22 protein-coding genes are annotated in these 19,204 nt (G+C 57.4%); 11 read left to right on the top strand and 11 right to left on the bottom strand.

Annotated elements, in window-relative coordinates:
* Positions 1–265: 265 nt before the first annotated feature.
* From nrdF to ACMGGU_RS16040, 5 genes are all read right to left on the bottom strand, one after another.
* Positions 266–1,225 carry a class 1b ribonucleoside-diphosphate reductase subunit beta gene (nrdF, locus tag ACMGGU_RS16060; protein ID WP_420300731.1) on the bottom strand — a complete coding sequence of 320 codons (960 nt, stop codon included), beginning with the start codon at positions 1,223–1,225 and terminating at the stop codon, positions 266–268.
* A 9-nt stretch (positions 1,226–1,234) separates the two neighbouring features.
* Complete coding sequence (gene nrdE / locus ACMGGU_RS16055; protein ID WP_048029251.1) at positions 1,235–3,379, bottom strand: class 1b ribonucleoside-diphosphate reductase subunit alpha; 2,145 nt, start codon at positions 3,377–3,379, stop codon at positions 1,235–1,237.
* The gene (nrdI, locus tag ACMGGU_RS16050) at positions 3,352–3,762 is read right to left on the bottom strand and encodes a class Ib ribonucleoside-diphosphate reductase assembly flavoprotein NrdI (RefSeq protein WP_024907682.1); all 411 of its coding nucleotides are present in this window, start codon (positions 3,760–3,762) and stop codon (positions 3,352–3,354) included. The genes nrdE and nrdI overlap by 28 nt, the downstream gene beginning before the upstream one ends.
* The gene (gene nrdH / locus ACMGGU_RS16045; protein ID WP_021241966.1) at positions 3,759–3,998 is read right to left on the bottom strand and encodes a glutaredoxin-like protein NrdH; all 240 of its coding nucleotides are present in this window, start codon (positions 3,996–3,998) and stop codon (positions 3,759–3,761) included. Before nrdH ends, nrdI begins: the two co-directional genes overlap by 4 nt.
* Before the next feature lie 252 nt (positions 3,999–4,250).
* Positions 4,251–4,577 carry a DUF883 domain-containing protein gene (locus tag ACMGGU_RS16040; RefSeq protein ID WP_008502569.1) on the bottom strand — a complete coding sequence of 109 codons (327 nt, stop codon included), beginning with the start codon at positions 4,575–4,577 and terminating at the stop codon, positions 4,251–4,253.
* Between the two features lie 160 nt (positions 4,578–4,737).
* Between ACMGGU_RS16040 and ACMGGU_RS16035 the strand changes: the two genes are divergently transcribed.
* Positions 4,738–5,082 (top strand): DUF2002 family protein, encoded by a 345-nt coding sequence (locus ACMGGU_RS16035; RefSeq protein ID WP_008502568.1) that lies wholly within the window; start codon positions 4,738–4,740, stop codon positions 5,080–5,082.
* A 32-nt stretch (positions 5,083–5,114) separates the two neighbouring features.
* Here the strand turns inward: ACMGGU_RS16035 and alaE are convergent, their stop codons facing one another.
* Positions 5,115–5,564, bottom strand: a complete 450-nt coding sequence (alaE, locus tag ACMGGU_RS16030; protein WP_023617655.1) for an L-alanine exporter AlaE — start codon at positions 5,562–5,564, stop codon at positions 5,115–5,117.
* Between the two features lie 494 nt (positions 5,565–6,058).
* Here alaE and stpA point away from each other — a divergent pair, with 494 nt between their 5' ends.
* On the top strand, positions 6,059–6,463 hold the full coding sequence (gene stpA / locus ACMGGU_RS16025; protein ID WP_048029252.1) for a DNA-binding protein StpA: 405 nt from the start codon (positions 6,059–6,061) through the stop codon (positions 6,461–6,463).
* Between the two features lie 39 nt (positions 6,464–6,502).
* Here stpA and ACMGGU_RS16020 read toward each other — a convergent pair whose 3' ends face one another.
* From ACMGGU_RS16020 to ACMGGU_RS16010, 3 genes are all read right to left on the bottom strand, one after another.
* Positions 6,503–6,682 carry a hypothetical protein gene (locus tag ACMGGU_RS16020; protein ID WP_048029253.1) on the bottom strand — a complete coding sequence of 60 codons (180 nt, stop codon included), beginning with the start codon at positions 6,680–6,682 and terminating at the stop codon, positions 6,503–6,505.
* Positions 6,683–6,761: 79 nt separating this feature from the next.
* The gene (locus ACMGGU_RS16015) at positions 6,762–7,283 is read right to left on the bottom strand and encodes a rhodanese family protein (RefSeq protein WP_262766828.1); all 522 of its coding nucleotides are present in this window, start codon (positions 7,281–7,283) and stop codon (positions 6,762–6,764) included.
* A gap of 9 nt (positions 7,284–7,292) precedes the next feature.
* Positions 7,293–7,592, bottom strand: a complete 300-nt coding sequence (locus ACMGGU_RS16010) for an ArsR/SmtB family transcription factor (RefSeq protein WP_420300730.1) — start codon at positions 7,590–7,592, stop codon at positions 7,293–7,295.
* Positions 7,593–7,773: 181 nt separating this feature from the next.
* Here ACMGGU_RS16010 and ACMGGU_RS16005 point away from each other — a divergent pair, with 181 nt between their 5' ends.
* Positions 7,774–7,932: a YqaE/Pmp3 family membrane protein gene (locus ACMGGU_RS16005; RefSeq protein ID WP_045909293.1), complete on the top strand. Its 159-nt coding sequence runs from the start codon at positions 7,774–7,776 to the stop codon at positions 7,930–7,932.
* Here ACMGGU_RS16005 and ACMGGU_RS16000 read toward each other — a convergent pair.
* Positions 7,929–8,858 (bottom strand): LysR substrate-binding domain-containing protein, encoded by a 930-nt coding sequence (locus ACMGGU_RS16000; protein ID WP_248222183.1) that lies wholly within the window; start codon positions 8,856–8,858, stop codon positions 7,929–7,931. The two genes, ACMGGU_RS16005 and ACMGGU_RS16000, sit on opposite strands and share 4 nt — an antisense overlap.
* A 320-nt stretch (positions 8,859–9,178) precedes the next feature.
* On the opposite strand from ACMGGU_RS16000, the gene ACMGGU_RS15995 reads away from it, so the two are divergent.
* The 7 genes from ACMGGU_RS15995 to ACMGGU_RS15965 all read left to right on the top strand — a co-directional run bounded on the left by ACMGGU_RS15995 (position 9,179) and on the right by ACMGGU_RS15965 (position 17,609).
* Positions 9,179–9,784: an ankyrin repeat domain-containing protein gene (locus ACMGGU_RS15995; protein WP_048029257.1), complete on the top strand. Its 606-nt coding sequence runs from the start codon at positions 9,179–9,181 to the stop codon at positions 9,782–9,784.
* A gap of 109 nt (positions 9,785–9,893) precedes the next feature.
* Positions 9,894–11,435, top strand: coding sequence for an acyl-CoA synthetase FdrA (fdrA, locus tag ACMGGU_RS15990; protein ID WP_420300729.1), 1,542 nt, complete (start codon positions 9,894–9,896; stop codon positions 11,433–11,435).
* A complete protein-coding gene (locus ACMGGU_RS15985) occupies positions 11,435–12,850 on the top strand; it encodes a DUF1116 domain-containing protein (RefSeq protein ID WP_262805775.1) in 1,416 nt (471 codons plus the stop codon). Before fdrA ends, ACMGGU_RS15985 begins: the two co-directional genes overlap by 1 nt.
* 11 nt (positions 12,851–12,861) lie before the next feature.
* Complete coding sequence (locus ACMGGU_RS15980; RefSeq protein ID WP_048226635.1) at positions 12,862–14,415, top strand: hypothetical protein; 1,554 nt, start codon at positions 12,862–12,864, stop codon at positions 14,413–14,415.
* Positions 14,412–15,368 (top strand): carbamate kinase family protein, encoded by a 957-nt coding sequence (locus ACMGGU_RS15975; RefSeq protein WP_069720364.1) that lies wholly within the window; start codon positions 14,412–14,414, stop codon positions 15,366–15,368. The genes ACMGGU_RS15980 and ACMGGU_RS15975 overlap by 4 nt, the downstream gene beginning before the upstream one ends.
* A gap of 1 nt (position 15,369) precedes the next feature.
* Entirely contained in the window at positions 15,370–16,749 is a 1,380-nt protein-coding gene (locus ACMGGU_RS15970; RefSeq protein ID WP_420300728.1) for an amidohydrolase family protein, read from the top strand.
* 125 nt (positions 16,750–16,874) lie between these two features.
* Positions 16,875–17,609, top strand: coding sequence for a class I SAM-dependent methyltransferase (locus ACMGGU_RS15965; protein WP_420300727.1), 735 nt, complete (start codon positions 16,875–16,877; stop codon positions 17,607–17,609).
* Here ACMGGU_RS15965 and ACMGGU_RS15960 read toward each other — a convergent pair.
* The gene (locus ACMGGU_RS15960) at positions 17,603–18,205 is read right to left on the bottom strand and encodes a short chain dehydrogenase (RefSeq protein ID WP_420300726.1); all 603 of its coding nucleotides are present in this window, start codon (positions 18,203–18,205) and stop codon (positions 17,603–17,605) included. The genes ACMGGU_RS15965 and ACMGGU_RS15960 overlap by 7 nt on opposite strands.
* A 97-nt stretch (positions 18,206–18,302) precedes the next feature.
* Here ACMGGU_RS15960 and ACMGGU_RS15955 point away from each other — a divergent pair, with 97 nt between their 5' ends.
* Positions 18,303–19,190, top strand: coding sequence for a LysR family transcriptional regulator (locus tag ACMGGU_RS15955; protein ID WP_048029264.1), 888 nt, complete (start codon positions 18,303–18,305; stop codon positions 19,188–19,190).
* The last annotated feature ends 14 nt before the right edge of the window (positions 19,191–19,204 follow it).

Raw genomic sequence — 19,204 nt, 5'->3', positions numbered from 1 at the left:
ATAACCCTAACATACTGAGAATCTGAGACAACCCTGGTTTTACTTATGACGTGAATTTTCAGGGAAGCGAAACGGCTGAATTTCCCATGAGTAAAGGGCTGAGCGTGATCTGAATTTTTCTCAATTTTTTGCTGTGGCGCAGGAGAATTTCGCCTGAATCGGGTGATTCAGGCGAATATGACGCAGAAATGACAGTGTAGTTGCTTTGTAAATATTAGAGAGGAAATTGTTGGGTTTATATTAAATTAATGAACGTTAACGTTCATTAAAAATCCCAGTCTTCATCCTCGGTTTCCACCGCTTTGCCCATCACGTACGATGAACCCGACCCGGAGAAGAAATCGTGGTTTTCGTCGGCGTTGGGCGACAGCGCGGACAGAATCGCCGGGTTCACCTCCGCCATCTCCGGTGGGAAAAGCGCCTCGTAACCCAGGTTCATCAGCGCCTTGTTGGCGTTGTAGCAGAGGAAGGCCTTCACGTCTTCCTCCCAGCCGGTACCAGCGTAGAGTTCTTCGGTATAGCTCAGCTCGTTGTCGTACAGATCCATCAGCAAATCAAGCGCAAACCCTTTGAGCTCCTCTCGCTCCGCGTCGCTGACCTTTTCCAGCCCTTTCTGATACTTATAGCCGATGTAATACCCGTGCACCGCTTCATCACGAATGATGAGACGAATCAAATCGGCGGTATTGGTGAGCTTGCCCCGGCTCGACCAGTACATGGGCAGCCAGAAGCCAGAATAGAAGAGGAAGGATTCCAGAAACACGCTGGCGCTCTTCTTCTTCAGCGGCTCGTCGTCCCGATAATACGTCAGCACCAGCTCCGCCTTTCTCTGTAGTGACTCGCTCGCTTCACTCCATGCGTAGGCTGCGTCCACGTCTTTGGTCTGGCACAGCGTGGAGAAAATCGAACTGTAGGAGCGGGCGTGCACCGCCTCCATAAAGCTGATGTTCGACATCACCGCCTCTTCGTGCGGCGTCAGCGCGTCACTCATCAGAGCCGGTGCGCCGACGGTATTTTGAATGGTGTCGAGCAGTGTCAGGCCGGTAAAGACGCGGATCGTCAGCTGCTGCTCGGCGTGACTCAGGGTTTGCCAGGCCGGAATATCGTTGGAGAGCGGAACCTTTTCCGGCAGCCAGAAGTTGCTGGTCAGGCGGTTCCATACCTCCAGGTCTTTATCGTCCTGGATTTTGTTCCAGTTAACGGCACTCACGCGTGACAGTTTCATCCTTTCTCCTTACAGCGCGCAGGACACGCAGCCTTCAATTTCGGTGCCTTCCAGCGCAAGCTGGCGCAGGCGAATGTAGTAGAGCGTTTTGATGCCTTTCTTCCAGGCGTAGATCTGGGCTTTGTTGATGTCCCGCGTGGTGGCGGTATCCGGGAAGAACAGCGTAAGCGAGAGTCCCTGATCCACGTGTTTCGTCGCCTCGGCGTAGGTATCGATGATTTTTTCCGGGCCAATCTCGTATGCGTCCTGATACAGAGCCAGGTTCTCGTTGGTCATAAACGGGGCAGGGTAGTAAACGCGTCCGGTTTTGCCTTCTTTGCGAATTTCGATTTTCGACACGATCGGGTGAATGCTCGACGTGGCGTGATTGATGTAGGAGATCGAGCCGGTTGGCGGTACGGCCTGCAGGTTCTGGTTGTAGATGCCGTAGCGCATCACGTCATCACGCAACTGCTGCCACATCGCGCGCGTCGGCAACACAATTCCGGCGCGAGCAAACAGTTCGCGTACTTTTTCGGTTTTCGGCTGCCAGTCGCCTTCAAGATACGGACTAAAATACGCCCCGCTGGCGTAGCGGGACTGCTCAAAGCCCGCAAAATGCTGGTTGCGCTCGCGCGCCAGCATCATCGAGGTATGCAGCGCGTGCCAGGTGACGGTGTAAAAATAGAGGTTGGTGAAGTCTAGCCCTTCCGGACTGCCGTAGGCGATGCCCTCCCGCGCCAGATAGCCGTGGAGGTTCATCTGCCCCAGCCCGATAGCGTGCGACGCAGCGTTGCCCGCTTCGATGGACGGCACGCTGCGGATGTGGCTCATGTCCGACACCGCCGTCAGCCCGCGAATGGCGGTTTCTATCGTGCGGCCAAAGTCGGGGGAATCCATGGTGTGGGCGATATTCAGCGACCCGAGGTTGCAGGAGATGTCTTTGCCGATCTCCGCATAGTCCAGATTCTCGTCATAGCCGGACGCGCTGTTGACCTGCAAAATCTCCGAGCACAGGTTGCTCATGTTGATGCGCCCGGCAATCGGGTTCGCGCGGTTTACCGTATCTTCGTACATGATGTACGGATAGCCGGACTCAAACTGAATTTCGGCAAGCGTCTGGAAGAAATCGCGGGCGTTGATATATTTTTTGCGAATGCGCTCGTCGGCTACCAGCACGTCATAAAGTTCGCTGATGGCCACGTCGCCAAAGGCTTTGCCATAGATTCGCTCAACGTCATACGGCGAGAAGAGCGCCATCTCGGCATTCTCTTTGGCCAGTTTAAAGGTGATATCCGGGATCACCACGCCAAGCGACAGGGTTTTGATACGGATTTTTTCGTCGGCGTTTTCGCGCTTGGTATCGAGAAAACGCAGAATGTCCGGATGGTGCGCGTGCAGGTAAACCGCTCCCGCGCCCTGGCGCGCGCCAAGCTGGTTAGCATAGGAGAACGCATCCTCCAGCATCTTCATCACCGGGATCACGCCGGAGGACTGGTTTTCGATGCGCTTGATCGGCGCGCCCGCTTCGCGCAGGTTAGAGAGCAAAAACGCCACGCCGCCGCCGCGTTTGGAAAGCTGCAGCGCCGAGTTCACCGCGCGGCCAATCGACTCCATATTATCTTCGATACGCAGCAGGAAGCAGGAGACCAGTTCACCGCGCTGGGCTTTGCCGCAGTTGAGAAAGGTGGGTGTGGCGGGCTGGAAGCGGCCGGAGAGGATCTCGTCGGTGAGCTGTTGCGCCAGCGCTTCATCGCCCTGCGCCAGGGTCAGCGCGACCATCACCACGCGATCTTCAAAGCTTTCTAAGTAGCGCTTACCGTCAAAGGTCTTCAGGGTGTAGCTGGTGTAGAACTTCCACGCGCCAAGGAACGTCTGGAAACGAAAGCCGCTGGCGTGGGCGCGTTCAAACAGCTTCACGACGAAGGCGCGTTCGTAGCGGGTGAGGACGCGCGCATCGTAGTACCCCTCATTAACCAGGTGGTCGAGACGTTCATCCTGGCTCGTAAAGGTCACGCTGTTGGGCCGCACGTGGGCGGCAAAAAAGGCGTCCACCGCCTCACGGTCTTTATCAAACTGAATGCGTCCCTCCCGGTCGTAGAGGTTAAGCATCGCGTTTAATGCGTGGTAATCCGGCGTCGCCTGTATTACCCGTTCTGCGGTTGTCGTTGCCAAAATTCGTTCACTCCTTTACGCACGTTTTCGACGTCCTGCTGCGTCCCCATCAGCTCAAAGCGATAGAGATACGGCACGCCGCATTTTTGAGAGATGACATCTCCGGCGCGGCCAAAGGCGTCGCCGAAATTGCGATTCCCCGCCGCAATGACGCCGCGGATCAGCTCCCGGTTATGAGGATCGTTCAGAAAGCGGATCACCTGGCGAGGCACTGCGCCCGCCGTGCCGCCTCCGCCATAGCTGGGCACCACCAGAATGTAAGGTTCCTCTACCCGGATCCGCTCCCGCTCGTTAAGCGGAATGCGCACCGCAGGCAGCCCGACGCGCTCAATAAAACGGAGCGTGTTTTCCGAGCTGCTGGAGAAGAACACCAGTCTGCTCATGCCCGTGCGGCCTGCGCGGCGATGCGGTTGATCATGTCCGGACGGAAGCCAGACCAGCTGGTCTCCCCGGCCACCACCACCGGAAGCTGACGGAAACCCTGCGCGCGAAGGGTATCGGCGGCCTCGGGCTGCTGGTCAATATTCACCATCTCAAACGCCACGCCGCGGCTTTCCATCGCCCGTTTGGTCGCGTGGCACTGAACACAATCGTTACGAGTGTAAATAGTAATGCTCATGATTCGTATTTCCATTTAAAATGAGAGAACGGCGCGAATCATCGCGTCAGGTTGTGTGTGTCTTGCTAAAATGAATACTAGATGTAGTTATCTTAAGTTTCAACCATACAAGATATGGGAAATTCAGATTGATGTTGTCACGATGATGAGCTCAGCGGGGCAGGGCAGGCTATACGGGTTTTACAGGCGAGAAGGCAAAGAAAAGCCCCGGCAGCCACTGACCACCGGGGCAGATAACGGTGCGTGAGCGGGTTATTTACGCAGGCTAAGCAGAGCGCCCACAAAGATACCGACTGCCGCTACCGTGCCGAGCGTACAGAGCGGCTTCTCGCGCACGAAGGTCGTTGCGCAACTGACCGCATCGCAGGCAGCCTGTGTCGTACGCGTGCGGCCGTTTAAGCGCGCGCGGGTTTCACGGAGCAGAGACTGAGCCTTACGTTTTGCGGCATCCGCTTCGTCCTTCGCGTCACTTCCCCAGGATTTCAGCACCTCTTCCAGCGTGTCCGCTAATTGGCTGACATCATTACGAATATCCTGCGCATCGTCATTAATATCGTTTCGGTTCGGTCTGTTAAACATACGATCCTCCGTAATTTTGCGTTCCCGTTCAGTTTAGTTCAGAAATTTAATATCTGAAGCGCATCACGCGTTATCTGGCAGTTTATGGACTATTCTGAAAGCCCTGCTAATGCTGAATACTGTAAGGTTGCCGGGCAGGAAAAGATAACGAGGAAAAGATATGTATTTACGACCTGATGAGGTGGCGCGCGTTCTTGAAAAAGAGGGATTCACCATGGATGAGGTGACGCCAAAAGCGTATGGATATCGCCGTGGCGAGAATTATGTTTACGTTAATCGTGAAGCAAGAATGGGACGTACCGCTCTCATTATTCACCCGACGCTGAAAGACAGAAGCCTGTCATTTGCTGAGCCTGCCTCGGATATTAAAACCTGCGATCACTATCAGCAATTTCCGCTCTATTTAGGCGGAGAGACGCATGAGCATTATGGTATTCCGCATGGTTTCAGCTCGCGTATGGCGCTGGAACGGTTTTTGAAGGGACTGTTTGGCGACGTACAGTAAATTTGCGACTGGCGTGCGCCAGTCGCTTCACATCACGCTTTTGCCTGGCTGTACTGGCTGACCTTAAACAGGCGGCGACAGTAGTCGAGGAAATAGCCATATACCGCCCCCATCAGCATTGAAATCACAATATTCGAACTGACCGCCGCAGCGATCTGGTGCCAGTCCGCGCCCACCGTCAGCAGAATAGCCACATAAACCGGCGACTGGAACGTCACATAGGCCAGAACGTCCGCCAGGTTTTTCACCCAGCCTGCGGGGCTGATACGACGTGCGAAACGCATGACGGCATCGCGGTATAAGCCGTAAGGCCATGCAATAATAATATTGACCGGGATCGCCACCAGACGAGAAGAAAGTGACTGCTCGAAGGTCATTCCGGAGAGGAATATTTCGATCAGCATGTTCACAACGGAACAGTAGACAACCATCGCGAAAGTATCCGCCACGGCATGGCGAAGGCGTGATTGCGGTGAGAACATGTCTGAACTCCTTGAGAAGAACACAAAAGAAACGATTTTCCCTAAGCGATTAGTGCTTTAGGTTGGTTTGTTTGACGTGTATAGCGTATATCTCTATGTTTGAACTAACAACTAGTGATTAATTTTTATTTAAACGCGTTTTGTCCACAAAATTCTCTAAAATTGATGGTTTTTTGTTCGCTTCGTTATAATGTGTCTCGTTTGATGATTTTTTAATGTAAATCAGAGAGTTGTATCTCTTCACACTGACGAGGGCGTCAACCCGCTTTTGGGCAGCGCAGGATGCTGAAATTTTGATTAAGGATGACCATTTATATTGATGGGGTGATTGAATCCATGCGTATCCCACAGGCGTTATAAGATAATATTAAGGGTGGCAGTAAAACATATTTACGCTATTGGCAGGGACGCCCCGCGGGTAGATATTTCAGCGGAAATGAATTATTCTGTCGGTGATTTATCTATTTACCCTAAAGAGAAGGTTTTCAAATAATATGTCTTTGACGTTACAGAATCTTAATAATATCCGAACTCTGCGCGCCATGGCACGCGAATTATCCCTGGACGTTCTTGAGGAAATGCTGGAAAAGGTCAGGGTCGTTGCTGAAGAGAAACGTAGTGAGCTGGCGGAATTAGAGCAGCAGCGGGCTGAGCAGCAGGAGAAAATTAATGCCCTGCTGGAACGAATGAAAGCCGATGGTATTTCACCGACCGATCTGCTGGGCTCTGAACTGGGGCAGGCGGGTAAGCCAGTGAAAAAGCGCAAGCCGCGTGATGCCAAATATCGCTTTATTGACCAGAACGGTGAAGAGAAAACGTGGACCGGCCAGGGCCGCACGCCGAAGCCTATTGCCAGCGCGCTGGCAAACGGCAAATCACTGGAAGATTTTCTGATCTAAACAGGTAAACCGGGCGGAACACGCCGCCCGGCATTTTTTTCAGCAGACGCCGAAATCACCGTCTTCGGTATACGGCGCCAGATCGGCCGCTTTCAGGGTATATTTCTCGCCTTGCTCATTGCTGGCCTGTACCGCCACAACGCTGTCACCATTCACTTCAAGCACTTTCAGCTTCGGGCCGCCTTTACGCGGTTGAACATAATCACCGACAGAAAACATATTACCTCCTCATCGTTTTAGCGATCTTCACATTAGCCCACGTATGACGGCGGGTACAGCGTATTTCAGCGATTACTGCTTATGAGGTACGACGGTTCCAGGGCATCACCTTGAGCAGCCTCGCCATGCCGCAAAAACCGGTCACACCGGCGAACAGCAGCCCGGCCCCTACGAAGCCGCTGAGCAGGAAAAAGCCGCCGGAGACGCTATAGCCCAGCACCACGCCGCAGAGAATGAGCAGCCCGGCGGCAATTTGCACCTGACGCATCAGCGGCAGCGGCTGGGTTTTGTCTTCGTCAGTCTGCAGACCCGCCTGCTTCCAGCCCTGAATGCCCCCTTCGACCACCAGTGCCTGAGCGGGGGCGGCAGCCTGCGCAAGGCGATCGGCATTGCCTGAGGTGCGGGCGCCAGACTGGCAGTGAAAAATCACCGTTTCGCCCGCGTGCGTTTTAAGTCCACCGGGTAAGGTATCCAGCGGCATGGACTGCGCGGCGGGAATATGCTCGCGGGCGTACTCGTCGGCATCACGAATATCAATCAGCTTTGCACCTTCAGCGATGCGGGCGCTGGCCTCGCGCGGCGAAATAAGGGGAAGTGACATGGCGGCTCCTTACGGGCAATAAAGGGTTTTCAGGGTGCTGATGAGCTGATGCACCGCGTCGTTTTTAATGAAATAGTGAATGCGCTGTGCCTCGCGGGTACTGTCAATCAGACCTTCCTCACGCATGCGCGCCAGATGCTGCGACGTGGCGGAAGGGCTCAGCCCCGTCGCGCGGGCCAGTTCCCCCGCGCTGGTGCCGGGGGCGCCGCACAGCGTGCAGAGGATCAGCAGGCGACGCGGATTGCTCATCTCTTTTAAAAGGTTTGCGGCCTGCTCTGCGCTGGCCTGAAGCTGTTCGAGTTCGGTCATGATAGTTTAGTATTTGCTTAATTAAGTTAATGCTAAAGTAATTGTGCGCATTACGCCAGCGTCAAAAGCGTAAAAGAGGGTAAACGCGGGGGAGAGAACTGGCGCAGACAGGTAAACTGGCTATGCTTAGAGATAGTTCTCTTTATTATTTTCAATGGATTAGCTTGCACGGAGTTTTGATATGGGTTTTTGGCGTATTGTTTTTACCATCCTGTTGCCGCCGCTGGGCGTGCTGTTGGGCAAAGGTTTCGGCTGGGCGTTTATTATCAACATTATTCTGACGCTGCTGGGCTACATCCCGGGTCTTATCCACGCTTTCTGGGTTCAGAGTAAGAGCTAAGCACGCCAGAGTAAGTCGCTGTAGATCCCGGTCAGCACGCCCTGGGGGCCAAACTGCTGTTTGATCCAGCGCGTGACCTGGCCGGTCGCGGCATGCTGCGTGGCGAGCAGCATGCGCGAATCCTGACGCGGGTTATTGATACGCCGCGTCACCAGCAGCCCGTCTTCCACCGCTTCCCGCGCCATATGTTCCGGTAAAAAACCTATCCCTTCGCCCAGAATCTGACACTGGCATTTGGTATTAAAGTCCGGCACCAGAATCGCCTCCTGCCCGTGTAGCAGCCAGCCCACCTTCTTGTTAATGGTGTGCGCGGTATCTTCCACCATGATGTTGGGGTACAGGCGCAGCTGGCTTTCCGCTATCGGTTCCGGAACGAACGCCAGCGGGTGCGCCGGCGCGATGGCAAACACCCAGCGAATGGCGCCGATTTCGGTGTAGTCAATTCCGCCGCCGTCGAGCAGCGTGTCCGGTGCGCCAATGGCGATATTGGCCTGGTTGTTGATAATGGAGTCCCATACGCCGTTATAGACTTCGGTGGTGACGGTGATCTGGCAGGTGGGAAACTGCTTTTTCAGCACCTGCAGCAGCCGCGCGGTATGGCGCGGCGTATACAACAGCTGGTTGATACAGATGCGCACCCGCGCCTCGATGCCCTGTGAGATGGTATCAATCCCGCGCTTGATGGCGTAAAAGTCGTTAAGCAGGTCGGTGGCTTTGCGGTAAAAGTAAAAGCCGGACTCGGTCAGTTCAATGCTGCGCGTGTTACGCACGAACAGCACCACGTCCAGCCCGGTCTCCATGCGCTTAATGGTGTAGCTGATGGCGGAGGTGGTGACGCCCAGTTCGGCGGCGGCTTTGCTGAAGCTGCCAAAGCGGGCGGCGGTGGTGAAGGCCAGCAGGTTCTCTTCGGTAAAGATGGAATTCATATCACGGCTCCGTCAGACATCAGTTTTGAACATATTTTAACAACGCTGTTACAACGCATTTGAAGCCGATCACAGTTCTGACGCTTTGCCGAAAGCCCTGGTGCATAAGGCTTTATCAGACATAAGCATAATGCGTTTTGACGCGCTAAAAAGCGGCTAAACATAAGAAAAAGGTTGCACAGACGCACGTTTTGACCGAACTGTTGAATTTAACTCAACAATGAATTGACTGTCGATGAATCATTTTTAAGCGGATTCTTTTATGACCAGGCTGTTGCTATTCTCAGGTCAACAGAAAGAAAAACATCGGGAGTCTGAATATGTCTGCAACTGAACTGGTTACGGAATTTCTGCTGGCGGCAGAAGAGGGCAATAGCGATGCGCTAAAAGCCTGTCTGGAGAAAGGCGTGGATATTAACGCCACTAACCGCCAGAAAAGAACCGCCGTTACGATTGCCAGCCTGAAAAAACACTATTCCTGCGTAGAATTTTTAATTGCCGCCGGGGCAGATATTGATAAACAGGATCAGACCTGCTTTAACCCTTTCCTCATTAGCTGCCTGACCAATGATTTAACCCTCCTGCGGCTGGTATTACCCGCGAATCCGGATCTCGACCGCCTGACGCGTTTTGGCGGCGTGGGCATTACGCCTGCCAGTGAAAAAGGGCACGTGGAGATCGTGCGCGAGCTGCTGGAAAAAACCGATATCAACGTTAACCACACCAACTTTGTCGGCTGGACGCCGCTGCTGGAAGCCATTGTGTTAAACGACGGCGGTGCGAAACAGCAAGAGATTGTGAAGCTGTTACTGGATCACGGCGCGAACCCGCATATGACCGACAAATACGGCAAAACCCCGCTCGAACTGGCGCGGGAGAAAGGCTTCACTGAGATTGCCGACCTGCTGCTGGCGGCGGGCGCGTAAAACAATCGGTCAGCCCGTCCCGGCTGGCCGCTAATTAAATAAAGCATTTTTTACCGACGTGCATTGTGCACGACGGCGGCCCCCTTTTATCCGCTTTCAGGAGAAAATAATGCCAACGAAAATTGTCATAAAAAAGAACACCTATTTTGACTCCGTGTCATTAATGTCCGTTTCCACTAAAGCCAATAAATTGCCGGGCGTTGAACAGGCCTTTGTCGCCATGGCAACGGAAATGAATAAGGGCGTATTAAAAAACCTCGGGCTGTTAACGCCGGAATTAAATGAGGCGAAAAACGGCGACCTGATGATCGTCATTAAAGGTGACGCGGCGAATGATGAAACGCTGGCCGCTATTGAAGCGCTGTTCACGCGTAAAGAGAGCGCGGGCTCTCATGAAGCGCGCTACGCGACGATTGCCAGCGCTAAAACCCATCGCCCGGAGAGCAACCTTGCGGTGATCTCCGTCAATGGCACCTTCGCCGCCCGCGAGGCGCGTCAGGCGCTGAAAAACGATCTCAACGTAATGCTCTTCTCCGATAACGTCTCGCTCGACGACGAGCTGGCGCTGAAGCAGCTGGCGCACCAGAAAGGACTGCTGATGATGGGGCCGGACTGCGGCACCGCCATCATCAACGGCGCGGGACTGTGCTTCGCCAACGCGGTGCGCCGCGGCTCGATTGGCATTGTCGGCGCATCCGGCACCGGCAGCCAGGAGCTGAGCGTGCGCATTCACGAGTTTGGCGGCGGCGTGTCGCAGCTGATTGGCACCGGCGGGCGCGATCTTAGCGAGAAGATCGGCGGCCTGATGATGCTGGACGCCATCGACATGCTGGAAGCCGACGAGGGCACCCAGGTTATCGCGCTGATCTCCAAACCAGCGGCTCCTGCCGTGGCAGAAAAGGTGCTGGCCCGCGCCAGAGCCTGCCGCAAGCCGGTGGTGGTTTGCTTCCTCGGCCGCAATGAACCGCCCGCCGATGAGGACGGACTGCAGTTCGCGCGCGGCACCAAAGAGGCGGCGCTGAAGGCCGTTCTGCTTACCGGCATCAAAAAAGAGTCCCTTGATCTGCACCCGCTCAACTGGCCATTGATTGAAGAGGTGCGCGCCCGCCTCACCCCGCAGCAGAAGTACATTCGCGGCCTGTTCTGCGGCGGCACCCTGTGCGACGAGGCGATGTTTGCCGCGCTGGAGAAGTTCGACGACGTGTACAGCAATATCCAGCCGGATCCCGCTAAACGCCTGCCGGACGTCAGCGTCAGTAAAGCCCACACCTTCCTCGACTTTGGCGACGACGATTTCACCAACGGCAAGCCGCACCCGATGATCGACCCGACCAACCGCATCAGCCGCCTGCTGCAGGAAGCCCGCGACCCGGAAGTGGGCGTCATCGTGATGGACTTTGTGCTGGGCTTCGGCGCGCACGAGGATCCGGTGGGGGTGATGATCGACGCGATCAAAGAGGCGCAGGCCATCGCGAAGGCCGATAACCGTCCGCTTGAGATCCTCGGATACGTGCTCGGCACCGATCAGGATCCGCAGTCGCTGGCACAGCAGTGCCAGATGCTGACCGACGCAGGCGTCATCTGGGCCAGCAGCAGCACCAATACCGGATTACTGGCACGCGAATTTGTCTGCAAAGGAGAGAACGCATAATGACCACCTTATTTAACCAGCCGCTGAACGTCATTAACGTGGGTATCGCGATGTTCAGCGACGATCTTAAAAAGCAGCACGTACCCGTCACCCAGCTCGACTGGACGCCGCCGGGGCAGGGCAATATGCAGGTGGTTGAAGCGCTGGATCAGCTGGCGGAAAAACCGCTGGCGGAGAAGATCGCCGCCGCCAACCAAATCGCCCTTGAGCGCATTATTCAGTCCCATCCGGTGCTGGTGGGCTATGACCAGGCGATTAACGTCGTGCCGGGGATGACCCGCACCACCATTCTGCACGCTGGTCCGCCTGTCTCCTGGGAAAACATGTGTGGCGCGATGAAAGGCGCGGTCACCGGTGCGCTGGTGTTTGAAGGGCTGGCGAAAGATCTGGACGACGCGGCACGGCTTGCCGCCTCAGGGGAGATCACCTTCTCGCCGTGCCACGAGCATGACTGCGTGGGCTCCATGGCGGGCGTTACCTCTGCGTCGATGTTTATGCACATTGTTGAGAACAAAACCTACGGCAACCGCGCCTTCACCAACCTCAGCGAGCAGATGGCGAAGATCCTGCGCATGGGGGCCAACGACCAGAGCGTCATCGACCGCCTGCACTGGATGCGGGACGTGCTCGGCCCGATGCTGCGCGACGCGATGAAGATTATCGGCGAAATCGACCTGCGCCTGATGCTGGCCCAGGCGCTGCACATGGGCGACGAGTGCCACAACCGCAACAACGCGGGCACCACGCTGCTGATCCAGGCGCTGACCCCGGGGCTGATCCAGGCGGGCTATCCGGTTGAGCAGCAGCGCGAGGTGTTCGAGTTTGTCGCCAGCAGCGACTACTTTTCCGGCCCGACGTGGATGGCGATGTGTAAAGCCGCCCTGGATGCCGCTCACGGCATTGAATACAGCACCGTGGTTACCACCATGGCGCGCAACGGCTACGAGTTCGGCCTGCGCGTTTCCGGCCTTCCGGGGCAGTGGTTCACCGGCCCGGCGCAGCAGGTGATCGGCCCGATGTTCGCGGGCTATAAGCCGGAAGACTCCGGGCTGGATATCGGCGACAGCGCCATCACCGAAACCTACGGCATCGGCGGCTTTGCGATGGCGACGGCCCCGGCGATCGTTGCGCTGGTGGGCGGCACGGTGGAGGAAGCTATCGACTTCTCCCGTCAGATGCGCGAAATCACCCTCGGCGAAAACCCGAACGTCACTATTCCGTTGCTCTCGTTTATGGGGATCCCGACCGCCATCGACATCACCAGAGTCGCCGGCAGCGGCATTCTGCCGGTAATTAACACCGCTATTGCGCATAAAGATGCGGGCATCGGCATGATTGGGGCGGGCATCGTTCACCCGCCGTTTAGCTGTTTTGAAAAGGCGCTGTTGACCTTCCGCGATCGCTACTTTTTATAAGGCATGCATCCATGAAAAACATGAAACTGGAGTGGAAAAGAGGTGACTGGGCGGCGTATTTCGGGTTGATGACCAACAACCTGACCAATTTGCTGACCATGATGGGGTTGCTCATTTTTGTCGTCGGCATCCCGAAGGAGATTGTTTATGGACGCATTGCGCCAGCCTTCGGGCTGGCGGTGCTGACCGCGAGTATTTGCTACGCCTGGTTTGGCATGCAGATGGCGCGCGCCACCGGACGCACGGACGTCACCGCGCTGCCGTCCGGCCCGAGCGCGCCGTCGATTTTTACCGTGACCTTCCTGGTGCTGATGCCGGTCTATCAGCAGACCGGTGATGCGGAGTTCGCCATCCAGATTGGCCTGGTGTGGTGCTTTGTTGAGGCGATGATCCTGGCGGGCGGCTCTTTTTTAGGGGAAACCATCCGCAAGATGATCCCGCGCACCGTGCTGCTGTCGTGCCTGTCCGGTTTGGGTCTGCTGCTGCTGGCGATGAACCCGATGCTGCAGGCGTTCGAGGCGCCGACCGTGTCGTTTATCGTGCTGCTGCTGATTTTCATCAACTGGTTCGGTAAAAAGCCGATCTTTGCCCGCATCCCAACCGGATTGCTGTTGCTGATTGCCGGCACGGCCCTGGCGTGGATCTCCGGCCTGCAGAGCCCGGAGGCGATCAAAGCCTCCATGTCATCCTTCGGCTTTAACCCGCCGCAGGTGCACGTGGAAGGTTTCCTGCAGGGGCTGCCGCACGCGCTACCGTATCTTGCCTCTGCCGTACCGCTGGGTCTGGCGAACTACATCTTTGACCTGGAGAACATCGAAAGCGCCCACGCGGCGGGGGATGAATACCCGACGCGTAAAGTCATGCTGGCTAACGGTCTGGCCTCCATGCTCGGCTGTCTGATGGGGAACCCGTTCCCGGTGACGGTCTACGTCGGCCATCCCGGCTGGAAAGCGATGGGTGCGAGCATCGGCTACACGCTGGCCTCCGGCGTGACCATGTTCATCGTGCCGCTGTTCGGGCTGGGGGCGTTTATGCTCGCCATCATTCCGATGACCGCCATCGTGCCGATTCTGGTGTTTATCGGCGTGGTCACCGCCAATCAGGTGGTAAGGGAAACGCCGAAGGTGGAAGTGCCCGTGATCTTCATCTGCCTGTTCCCGTGGATCGCCAACTGGGCGCTGACCATGATGAACAGCGTGATGGGCGCGGCGGGTACGAATGCCGCCAAAATCGGCACCGACGTGCTGCACAGCAAAGGGATCTACTACGAAGGATTAGTCCATCTGGGGAACGGGGCACCGCTCGCCAGCATGCTGTGGGGCTGTATCGCCATTTTCGCCATCATTAACAAACCGCTGCGCGGTGCCGTGGCTGCGGCGGGTGGGGCGTTGCTGGCGCTGTTCGGGGTGATCCACGCTCCGGTCGTGGGCTTTGCCGAAGGCAGTTCGCTGATGTTCGTCACCGCGTATCTGATGATGGGCGGCATGTTTGTGGTGAAGCATGTGCTGGATAGCCGTGAAGCGGCGAGCGCTGAGCCGGGTACTGTTGCGAAGGAGCACGTATGAAAGAGCTTATGGTCGTCGCCATTGGCGGCAACAGCATTATCAAAGACAACGCCAGCCAGTCGGTTGAACATCAGGCGCAGGCGGTTAAAGCGGTGGCAGAGTCCGTGCTCGAAATGTTGGCCTCCGACTATGACATCGTGCTTACCCACGGCAACGGCCCTCAGGTGGGGCTGGATCTGCGCCGGGCTGAAATTGCCCACGAGCGGGAGGGGCTTCCCCTCACGCCGCTGGCAAACTGCGTGGCGGACACCCAGGGCGGCATTGGCTACCTGATCCAGCAGGCGCTGAACAACCGCCTGGCCGCGCGCGGGGAGCAAAAAGCGGTTACGGTCGTCACGCAGGTGGAAGTGGATAAAAACGATCCCGGTTTTACGCACCCGACGAAACCGATCGGCGCGTTCTTCAGCGAGGCGCAGCGCGACGAACTGCAGCGCGCGCACCCGGACTGGCACTTTGTTGAGGATTCGGGCCGGGGATATCGTCGCGTGGTGGCCTCGCCGCAGCCGTTGCGCATTGTCGAGGCCGATGCGATCAAGACCCTGACGCAAAAAGGCTTTGTGGTGATCGGCGCGGGCGGCGGCGGTATTCCGGTGGTGCGCACTGAGCAGGGCGATTACCAGAGCGTTGACGCGGTGATTGATAAAGATCTCTCCACCGCGCTGCTGGCACGCGAGATCCGCGCCGACGTGCTGGTGATTACCACCGGCGTGGAAAAGGTGTGCGTCAACTTCGGCAAGCCAAACCAGCAGGCGCTGGACACCGTCAACGTAGCGGAGATGACGCGCTACAGGGAAGAAGGTCATTTCCCGGCGGGCAGCATGCTGCCCAAAATCGTCGCCTCGCTGGAATTTTTACACCACGGCGGCAAGCGGGTGATCATCACCTCGCCAGACTGCCTGCCCGCCGCGCTGCGCGGGGAAACCGGTACCCATATTGTGAATGAAGGAAGATGAGATGAGTGAACACAAAAGCCGCCGTCAATTTATCAGCCAGAGCGGCAAAATGGTGACCGCCTGCGCGCTGTTTGGCGCGACCGGATCCGTCGCGTATGCTGCTGACTCCGCAAAGCCACTCTGCGAGACCGGTAAGCCTATGAATATCACCGCGAAACATTACTATTTGGACAACGTGCTGCTCGAAGCCGGGTTTAACTTCGACGGCGGCGTGGCGACGAGCACCCGTACCGAGCTGAAAACGCTGGAGATCAAGGACGGGAAGATCGTCGCCCTGCACGACAACAAGCGCCACGCCGACGCCACGCTGCCGCACTACGATGCGGGCAACAAGCTGATGCTCCCGGCAATGCGCGACATGCACATCCACCTGGATAAAACCTTCTACGGCGGCCCGTGGCGATCGCTCAACCGCCCGGCGGGCACCACGATTCAGGATATGATCCGCCTGGAACAGAAGCTGTTGCCTGAGCTGCAGCCCTACACCCAGGAGCGTGCGGAAAAGCTGATCGACCTGATCCAGTCGAAAGGCTCCACCATCGCCCGCAGCCACTGCAACATTGAGCCGGTTTCCGGTCTGAAAAACCTGGAAAATTTGCAGGCGGTCCTGGCGCGCCGCAAACCTGGTTTTGACTGCGAAATCGTCGCCTTCCCGCAGCACGGGCTGCTGCTGTCGAATTCTGAAAAGCTGATGCGCGAGGCGATGCAGGCCGGGGCGCACTACGTGGGCGGGCTGGATCCAACCAACGTTGACGGCGCGATGGAGAAATCTCTCGATCTGATGTTCCAGATTGCGCTGGACTACGACAAAGGGGTGGACATTCACCTGCACGAAACCAGCCCGGCGGGCGTGGCGGCGGTGAACTACATGGTCGAAACCGTGGAGAAAACGCCGGCGCTGAAGGGGAAACTCACCATCAGCCACGCCTTCGCGCTGGCGACGCTCAACGAACAGCAGGTGGATGAGATCGCCACCCGCATGGCGGCGCAGCAGGTGACCATCGCTTCGACCGTGCCGATTGGCACCCTGCATATGCCGCTGAAGCAGTTGCGGGACAAGGGCGTGTTTGTGATGACCGGCACCGACAGCGTGATCGACCACTGGTCGCCGTACGGTCTGGGGGACATGCTGGAGAAAGCCAATCTTTACGCCCAGCTCTACATCCGCCCGAACGAGCAGACGCTCTCCCGCGCGCTGGGGATTGCGACCGGCGACGTGCTGCCGCTGAATGACAAAGGGGAGCGCTTGTGGCCGAAAGCGCAGGATGACGCCAGCTTTGTGCTGGTGGACGCCTCCTGTTCCGCCGAAGCCGTGGCGCGCATTTCCCCGCGTACCGCAACGTTCCATAAAGGAAATCTGGTCTGGGGTACGGTGGGCTAATGGGGTGCCGGGTGGCGCTGCGCTTACCCGGCCTACGGTTCGGAGATTTTGTAGGTCGGGTAAGGCGAAGCCGCCACCCGACAATGCAGTATACTGCTGTGCACATTCTTAAAGAGGGATCTGCCATGGCACAAAACATCTACGACAACCCGGCGTTTTTTGAAGGCTACGCCCAGCTTCCGCGCTCGGTGCAGGGGCTGGACGGCGCGCCGGAGTGGCCCGCGCTGAAAAGCCTGCTGCCCGATTTAACCGGTAAATCGGTTGTCGATCTCGGCTGCGGCTACGGCTGGTTCTGCCGCGCCGCGCGCGAGCTGGGTGCTGCTCACGTCACGGGGATCGATATCTCAGAAAAGATGCTCGCCCGCGCAGCGGAGCTTACCGCGGACCCACTGATTCACTATCAGCGTAGCGATCTGGACTCTCTCAGCCTCGACGAAAACAGCGTCGATCTGGTCTACAGCTCGCTGGCGCTGCACTATCTGCCGGAACTGGACACGGTATTTGCCGAGGTTCAGCGCGCGCTTAAGCCCGGCGGCTGCCTGGTCTTTTCGATGGAGCACCCCATTTACACCTGCGCCTCGCGTCAGGGCTGGCTCACCGACGATAACGGCGAGCGGTTCTGGGGCGTGAATCATTATCAGGACGAAGGCCAGCGCGTCAGCAACTGGCTGGCGGACGGGGTGATCAAATACCACCGCACGCTGGGCACCACGCTTAACGCGCTCATCAGGGCCGGATTAACGATAAGCAACGTCAACGAGTGGGGACCAACGCAGGCGCAGGTTGACGTCTGGCCCGCGCTGGCCGAAGAGGCGGAGCGCCCGATGCTGGTGCTGATCGCCGCCCGCAAGGATCAGTAGCCGACCTTGTATACGCGCCCGGTCTGCACGCCTTCCACGCTGCGACGATAGGCTTGCGCCACCGTGGCGGCAGGCACGCTTTCGAAGCCCGAGAAGAAGCCATCGTACGTGTCGACCGATTCGGTGAGCACCGTCGGGCTGATCAGGTTGATGCGGATCCCGCTCGGCAGTTCGCAGGCTGCGGCGCGAACAAACCCTTCCAGCGCGGCATTCACCGTGGTGGCGTTTACGCCCTGCGCAATCGGTTCGTGTGCCACGATCCCGCTTATCAACGTAATCGAGCCGCCTTCATTCAGGTAGTGCTGGCCGGTCAGCGCCAGGCGCACCTGCCCCAGCAGTTTATCCTGCAGCCCCTGGTTAAAGTCGCTGTCTTTCATGGTCGCGAGCGGGCCAAAGTAGAGGCCACCACTGGCGGACACAATCGCATCCACCTGGCCGATTTTCTCGAAGAGCGCCTGAACGCTTGACTGCGAGGTGATATCCACCTGCTCGTCGCCCTGCGTGCGACCGACGCGGATGACCTCGTGGCGACGACTCAGCTCTTCCGTTACCGCACGACCGACCGTACCGCTGGCACCAATAATGACGATTTTCATAGCCGACTCCTTATGTTGTGAGCCTTCATTCTTTAATAAATTAAAATGCGGATAAACTCGGCTAAAGTTAGAAGATTGCTAACCAGAGGTTTGGAATATGGATAAGCTCCGCAGCATGGAGACGTTTATTGCCGTGGTGGAAAGTGGCAGCTTCACCGGTGCGGCGGCGCGGCTGGAGATGTCGGCGGTAATGGTGGGGAAATACGTTGCGCTGCTGGAATCCCAGCTTGGCACCCGCCTGCTGGAGCGTAACACGCGCCGCCAGAGCCTGACGGATGCCGGACGCGTCTACTTCGACGAGGCGAAGCGGGTGCTGGAGCAGGTCGTGATTGCCGAAAGCGCGGTTGAACGGCTGCGCGCCGCGCCGTCTGGCACCCTGCGCGTCACGGCGCCCACGTCGTTTGGCGGCTGCGTGATCGCCCCGCTGACGGCAACCTTTTTACAGCGCTACCCGGAGGTACGCATCGAGCTGGATCTCACCAACCGAATGGTCGATCTGGTGGAGGAGGGCGTCGATCTGGCCATTCGCATTGGCGACGTTCGCAACGACGATCTGGTGGCGAAATACCTGTGCCCCTACAACATGGTGATCTGCGCCGCGCCGGACTATTTAGCGCGACACGGCACGCCGCAAACGCCAGACGATCTGGTGGATCATCTCTGTCTTTCGCACACGGTGTGGACGGCACGCAACGAGTGGCGGCTGCCGGGCGTGGAAGGGGAGGTGCGCTGGAAACGGGATGCCGTATTACGGTGTAACGACGGCTACGGCTTACGCATGGCGGCGCGAGCCGGGGCGGGGCTGTTGCTGCAACCGGAAGTGCTGGTGGCGGAAGAACTGGCAAGCGGCAGACTGGTGCGGGTAATGGAACCGTTCACGCCCGCGCCAAGGCCTGTGCATCTACTGTGGCGCCAGGATTTGCGGCCACTGCCTAAGCTGACGGAATTTATCGCCCATATTCTGCTAAGATTGAGCACACTATAAAAACAGAAGGTAAG

Origin of the sequence: Enterobacter sp. BNK-8 (genome assembly GCF_048685095.1) — a bacterium.
Taxonomy (GTDB): domain Bacteria; phylum Pseudomonadota; class Gammaproteobacteria; order Enterobacterales; family Enterobacteriaceae; genus Enterobacter; species Enterobacter quasiroggenkampii.
The sequence above is the reverse complement of the archived record's forward strand: the minus strand, read 5'-3'. Positions and strand labels throughout refer to the sequence as shown.

Excerpts from the sequence above, each read along its gene's own strand:
- nrdF (WP_420300731.1), bottom strand. The coding sequence starts at position 1,225 with ATGAAACTGTCACGCGTGAGTGCCGTTAACTGGAACAAAATCCAGGAC.
- nrdI (WP_024907682.1), bottom strand. The coding sequence starts at position 3,762 with ATGAGCAGACTGGTGTTCTTCTCCAGCAGCTCGGAAAACACGCTCCGT.
- nrdH (WP_021241966.1), bottom strand. The coding sequence starts at position 3,998 with ATGAGCATTACTATTTACACTCGTAACGATTGTGTTCAGTGCCACGCG.
- ACMGGU_RS16040 (WP_008502569.1), bottom strand. The coding sequence starts at position 4,577 with ATGTTTAACAGACCGAACCGAAACGATATTAATGACGATGCGCAGGAT.
- ACMGGU_RS16035 (WP_008502568.1), top strand. The coding sequence starts at position 4,738 with ATGTATTTACGACCTGATGAGGTGGCGCGCGTTCTTGAAAAAGAGGGA.
- alaE (WP_023617655.1), bottom strand. The coding sequence starts at position 5,564 with ATGTTCTCACCGCAATCACGCCTTCGCCATGCCGTGGCGGATACTTTC.
- stpA (WP_048029252.1), top strand. The coding sequence starts at position 6,059 with ATGTCTTTGACGTTACAGAATCTTAATAATATCCGAACTCTGCGCGCC.
- ACMGGU_RS16020 (WP_048029253.1), bottom strand. The coding sequence starts at position 6,682 with ATGTTTTCTGTCGGTGATTATGTTCAACCGCGTAAAGGCGGCCCGAAG.
- ACMGGU_RS16015 (WP_262766828.1), bottom strand. The coding sequence starts at position 7,283 with ATGTCACTTCCCCTTATTTCGCCGCGCGAGGCCAGCGCCCGCATCGCT.
- ACMGGU_RS16010 (WP_420300730.1), bottom strand. The coding sequence starts at position 7,592 with ATGACCGAACTCGAACAGCTTCAGGCCAGCGCAGAGCAGGCCGCAAAC.
- ACMGGU_RS16005 (WP_045909293.1), top strand. The coding sequence starts at position 7,774 with ATGGGTTTTTGGCGTATTGTTTTTACCATCCTGTTGCCGCCGCTGGGC.
- ACMGGU_RS16000 (WP_248222183.1), bottom strand. The coding sequence starts at position 8,858 with ATGAATTCCATCTTTACCGAAGAGAACCTGCTGGCCTTCACCACCGCC.
- ACMGGU_RS15995 (WP_048029257.1), top strand. The coding sequence starts at position 9,179 with ATGTCTGCAACTGAACTGGTTACGGAATTTCTGCTGGCGGCAGAAGAG.
- fdrA (WP_420300729.1), top strand. The coding sequence starts at position 9,894 with ATGCCAACGAAAATTGTCATAAAAAAGAACACCTATTTTGACTCCGTG.
- ACMGGU_RS15985 (WP_262805775.1), top strand. The coding sequence starts at position 11,435 with ATGACCACCTTATTTAACCAGCCGCTGAACGTCATTAACGTGGGTATC.
- ACMGGU_RS15980 (WP_048226635.1), top strand. The coding sequence starts at position 12,862 with ATGAAAAACATGAAACTGGAGTGGAAAAGAGGTGACTGGGCGGCGTAT.
- ACMGGU_RS15975 (WP_069720364.1), top strand. The coding sequence starts at position 14,412 with ATGAAAGAGCTTATGGTCGTCGCCATTGGCGGCAACAGCATTATCAAA.
- ACMGGU_RS15970 (WP_420300728.1), top strand. The coding sequence starts at position 15,370 with ATGAGTGAACACAAAAGCCGCCGTCAATTTATCAGCCAGAGCGGCAAA.
- ACMGGU_RS15965 (WP_420300727.1), top strand. The coding sequence starts at position 16,875 with ATGGCACAAAACATCTACGACAACCCGGCGTTTTTTGAAGGCTACGCC.
- ACMGGU_RS15960 (WP_420300726.1), bottom strand. The coding sequence starts at position 18,205 with ATGAAAATCGTCATTATTGGTGCCAGCGGTACGGTCGGTCGTGCGGTA.
- ACMGGU_RS15955 (WP_048029264.1), top strand. The coding sequence starts at position 18,303 with ATGGATAAGCTCCGCAGCATGGAGACGTTTATTGCCGTGGTGGAAAGT.